General features: G+C 38.3%; 4 protein-coding genes. All 4 read left to right on the top strand.

Translation table 11 applies throughout. The features are described 5' to 3' along the window. A partial coding sequence (locus tag V7D82_RS13270) for a T9SS sorting signal type C domain-containing protein (RefSeq protein WP_333601437.1) occupies positions 1 to 249 on the top strand: 249 nt, incomplete at its 5' end. A gap of 208 nt (positions 250 to 457) precedes the next feature. Next, the gene (locus V7D82_RS13265) at positions 458 to 1039 is read left to right on the top strand and encodes a TetR/AcrR family transcriptional regulator (protein WP_333601436.1); all 582 of its coding nucleotides are present in this window, start codon (positions 458 to 460) and stop codon (positions 1037 to 1039) included. Positions 1040 to 1285: 246 nt separating this feature from the next. Then, entirely contained in the window at positions 1286 to 2416 is a 1131-nt protein-coding gene (locus tag V7D82_RS13260) for an efflux RND transporter periplasmic adaptor subunit (protein WP_333601435.1), read from the top strand. 25 nt (positions 2417 to 2441) lie between these two features. Continuing rightward, positions 2442 to 4845 (top strand): efflux RND transporter permease subunit (locus tag V7D82_RS13255; protein ID WP_333601434.1); only part of this gene is annotated, 2404 nt, incomplete at its 3' end.

The raw sequence follows: 4845 nt of genomic DNA, 5'->3' as shown, positions 1-4845 counted from the left end.
ACAAATCCTGTGTTCAATTCCAATCAAGTGATTATTTATAAAAATCCTTCCAATGCTTTTGTAATCAATACTGGGAACTTCACTATGGCCTCTATAAAAGTATTTGATATTCGAGGAAGAATGTTACAAGAGAAAAAAGATATTAATGCTTCAGAAACCCGAATTAATGTTGGTGATACTAATCAAATGCTATTGGTTCAGATAACGACGACTGAAGGATTGAAAGTCATTAAAAAGGTTATTAACTAGCTTCAAAAACTTTAGTTTTAAACATATAAAAAGCCGATTAGTTTTCTAATCGGCTTTTTATATGTTTTTATTTTTTATTGAAAACCTCTCGCAGCTCCTAATTTTACTGTGATTTTTTGCATCTCCTAAAAATATTTTTAAAAAAAAATTAATTCTGAAACAACCGTTTCAGAATTAATTATATCTTTGTCCCAGAAATAAGCATACCATGGCACGCAGTGTTGAATTTAATGAATGTGAGATTATAGAAAAAGCAATGAATGTCTTTTGGGAAAAAGGCTATCACGGTACTTCTATGCAGGATTTGGTAGATGCAATGCAGATTAACCGCAGTAGTTTGTACAATACCATTGGCGATAAACACGCTTTGTTTATTAAATGTGTGACTTCCTATGCAGAAGTTGGGTTTCGGGAAACACAAGAAAAAATAACCAAGGAGAAATCAGCCCTGCAGGCACTTATCAATATAATTCGTGACAAAGCAGCTTGGGTGGTAGATTGTGAAAAGGGATGCTTAGGAATCAAAACCATATTTGAGATTGCTCCGGAAGATGTTGAGGTGAGAAAGGTGTTGAGTAAAAATAGCGAACGCTATCTTCAGATGTTGTCCGATGTAATCCAAAAAGCGATTGATGATAAGGAATTAGATGGAAGTGAGGATGCCTCTTTATTAGCAGAATACATCATGACGACATTTACCGGATGGAAACAGGCTTTTATCCTAAATCAGGATCCGATTATCATCAAAAAGATGTCTGAATACCTTATCAAAAGTATTACACGTAAGTAATATTTTTTTTAACCAATTCTGGAACAATCATTTCAAAAATGATTGTATTAGATTAATATAATTTTTTTTTAAAACAGCTTTAATTCTGGAATAAACGTTTCAGAATTAATAGATTACCAATAGCATTTTTTTTAACCATCAGCTTTAATTCTGGAACGTTTATTTCAAAAAGAAACAATAATTATGAGAACAACAACAATAACCCATCGCAAACAAAAATCAATACTAACTAACAATTCAAATCCTATGAAAAGAATAATTACTCTGAGCTTATTCGCTTTATTTTTAATCAGTTGTGCCGATAAAAATGCCGGTGCACCAGCCAATCCACCTGCTACTTTACCGGTTATGGACATTGCTTATGCCTCTGCTGCCACAGAAACGGAATACCCGGTGGCTATTCAAGGCAAAACCGATGTCGAAATCAGATCACAAGTCAACGGTACTTTGGATAAAATCTTTGTAGATGAAGGCGCTTACGTAACTGCTGGCCAACCTTTATTTAAAATAAACGACAACCCTTACCGTCAGCAGTACAACAATGCTACTGCCAGTTTAAACGCAGCCGAAGCAGCCGTGATTAACGCTCAATTGGAAGTAGAAAAACTTACACCGCTAGTAGCTAATAAAGTAGTGTCCGATTACCAATTAAAAACAGCAAAAGCTAATTTGGCTATAGCCAAAGCAACGGTAGCACAATCAAAAGCAGTGGTAGTAACGGCAGCCATTAATTTGGGTTACACTACCATTAAAGCACCCGTTAGCGGCTACATTGGCCGATTGCCAAAAAAACAAGGAAGTTTAATCAGTCAGGCCGACCCGGAATCTTTGACAACGCTTTCGGATACAAAAGAGGTTTATGCCTATTTTTCGTTAAGTGAAAATGATTTTATTCATTTCAAAACACTCTACAAAGGCAATACGATTTCAGACAAACTAAAAGGATTAGCGCCGGTTTCTTTAGTGCTTTCAGACAATACAATTTATCCACAGTTGGGTAAAGTGGATATGGTAGACGGTCAGTTTGATAAAACCACTGGAGCCATTACTTTAAGAGCCAAATTTGCTAATGCCAATGGCTTGTTGCGTTCCGGAAATACCGGTAGAGTAAAAATAAGTATCCAACATCCAAATACTATCGTGATTCCGCAGGATGCTACGATTGAAATTCAGGATAAGATTTATGTGTTTCTTTTGGACAAAAAAAATGCCGTTACCCGTCAACCGGTTGTAGTATCCGGAAAAAGCGGTACCGATTATTTAATCAAAGAAGGAATTACCATCGGTGATCGAATTGTACTAAAAGGGTTTGAAAACCTGCCGGACGGAGCCACTATTGTTCCTGATAATACTAAAAAATCAGTAGCTAAAATTTAATTCAACAAACCAATAAACAAACATCATGTTACAAAAATTTATTGACAGACCCGTGCTGTCAACAGTCATCGCTATACTTATAGTTATCCTCGGCGTCATAGGGTTAAAGGCATTGCCGTTGCAACAATTTCCCGACATTGCACCGCCGTCAATACAAGTGGTTGCCCTTTATCCGGGAGCTAATGCTGAAACGGTATTGCGTTCGGTAGCCCCCTCATTAGAAGAAGCCATTAACGGAGTGGAGAATATGAGCTATATGAGTTCTACCGCCAGTAATGATGGATCCTTGGTTATTACGGTAAACTTTAAATTGGGTACCGATCCCGACCGAGCTGCCGTAAACGTGCAAAACAGAGTGTCACAAGCTACCAGTCAATTACCTACGGAAGTAGTTCAGGCGGGAATACAGACTACTAAAAAACAAAACAGTTTGTTGATGGTAGTCGATTTATACACCGAAAATGAAAAACAATACGATCAAACCTTTTTGAACAATTATGCGCAGATAAACATCATCCCGGATATAAAAAGGATTCCCGGAGTAGGACAGGCTTTCATTTTTGGAGGAAATAAGGATTATTCGATGCGTGTTTGGTTGAATCCTTCCAAAATGGCAAGTTACAAGCTAAGCGCACAGGAAGTTTTGGGAGCCATTCAGGATAAAAATCTCGAAGCAGCTCCGGGAAGATTTGGCGAAAGCAGCAAAGAAGCTTTTGAATACGTAATTAAATACAAAGGAAAATTAAACAAACCGCTGGAATATGAAAACATTGTAATTCATTCCAATGCAGATGGTTCCGTACTTCGATTAAAAGATGTAGCCAGAGTTGAATTTGGTTCGTATACCTACGGAAGCAGCACGCGAATTGATGGAAAATCAGGATTGAATATTGGTATTTTCCAATTACCGGGTTCCAATTCAAGCGATGTTCAGATTGCCATTAAAGCCATGATGGAAAAAGCATCAAAGGATTTCCCAAAAGATGTAAAACACCTGATTCTGTACAATACCAAAGATTCCCTTGATTTGTCTATTGAGCAGGTGGAGCATACGTTGATCGAAGCTTTCATTCTGGTTTTCCTTGTGGTATTCTTATTCCTTCAGGATTTTAGAGCTACTTTAATTCCGGCCATTGCGGTTCCGGTTTCTATTTTGGGAACGTTCTTTTTCATGCAGGTCTTCGGATTCTCGATTAACTTATTAACGCTTTTTGCCTTGGTGTTAGCCATCGGAATTGTCGTCGATGATGCCATAGTCGTCGTCGAAGCGGTTCACGAAAAAATGCACAGCAAAAAGTTGTCTGCCAAAGCCGCTACCACCTCCGCCATGAGCGAAATTACGGGAGCCATTATTTCCATAACGTTAGTAATGTCAGCAGTATTTCTTCCGGTTGGATTTATGGAAGGGTCTACCGGAGTTTTCTACCGTCAGTTTGCTTTTACACTGGCCATCGCTATTGTGATTTCTGCGATAAATGCGTTGACTTTAAGTCCGGCATTGGCAGCTTTATTCTTAAAAGATGTGCCTCATGACGATCACCATCACGGAGAAGAAAAACCTAAAAACTTTAAGGAGAAATTCTTCGTTGGGTTCAATACTGGTTTTACCAAATTAACCAATAAATACGTTAACAGCTTACGCTTTTTAATCAAAAACAAATGGGTAAGTTTTGGTGGATTGGCTGTCGTAATAGTAGCAACCGTTTATATGGTGAAAACTACTTCTACCGGATTCATTCCATCAGAAGACCAAGGTTTTATTGCTATTTCGTTGTCAATGCCGGCTGGAGCTTCTTTGGAAAGAACCAAAAACGTAATGAAAGAAGTGGAAGGAACCTTAGGGAACCTACCTTCCAAAAAAGTATTGAATGTCATTTCTGGTTTTAATATGTTGACCTCCTCTACCAGTGCTTCGGCTGGAGTTGCCTTTATCTTGCTGAAACCAGCCAAAGAACGTGGCGAACATCAGGACATCAATGACATTATGAATGATGTACGTGGTAGACTTGCCGGCATAAAAGGAGCTAATTTCTTTGTGTTTACTTTTCCAACCGTTCCGGGCTTCAGTAATGTTGACGCTTTAGATATTGTTTTAAAAGATAAAACAGGCCAAAGCATCAGCAAATTTAGCGGAGTGAGTAATGCCTTTATTGGGGAGTTAATGAAACGACCTGAGATTGCGTTTGCCTTCACGAGTTTCAAAGCCGATTATCCACAACTGGAAATGGAAGTGGATGATGTAAAAGCGGAACAATTGGGCGTAAGCGTCCGGGATATTCTCTTAACCATGCAAACGTACTATGGTAGTGCTCAGGCTTCTGATTTCAATCGATTCGGAAAGTACTACCGTGTGATGGTTCAGGCCGATGTAGCTTCAAGAACTACCTTGGAATCGATGAATAACATTTTTGTCAAAAACAGACATGGTG

The sequence above is a fragment of the Flavobacterium sp. genome (assembly GCF_036741995.1).
Lineage (GTDB): Bacteria > Bacteroidota > Bacteroidia > Flavobacteriales > Flavobacteriaceae > Flavobacterium.
This window is presented reverse-complemented; position numbering and strand designations above follow the sequence as displayed.

Coding starts and splice junctions, on each gene's coding strand:
- V7D82_RS13265 (WP_333601436.1), top strand. CDS start 458: ATGGCACGCAGTGTTGAATTTAATGAATGTGAGATTATAGAAAAAGCA.
- V7D82_RS13260 (WP_333601435.1), top strand. CDS start 1,286: ATGAAAAGAATAATTACTCTGAGCTTATTCGCTTTATTTTTAATCAGT.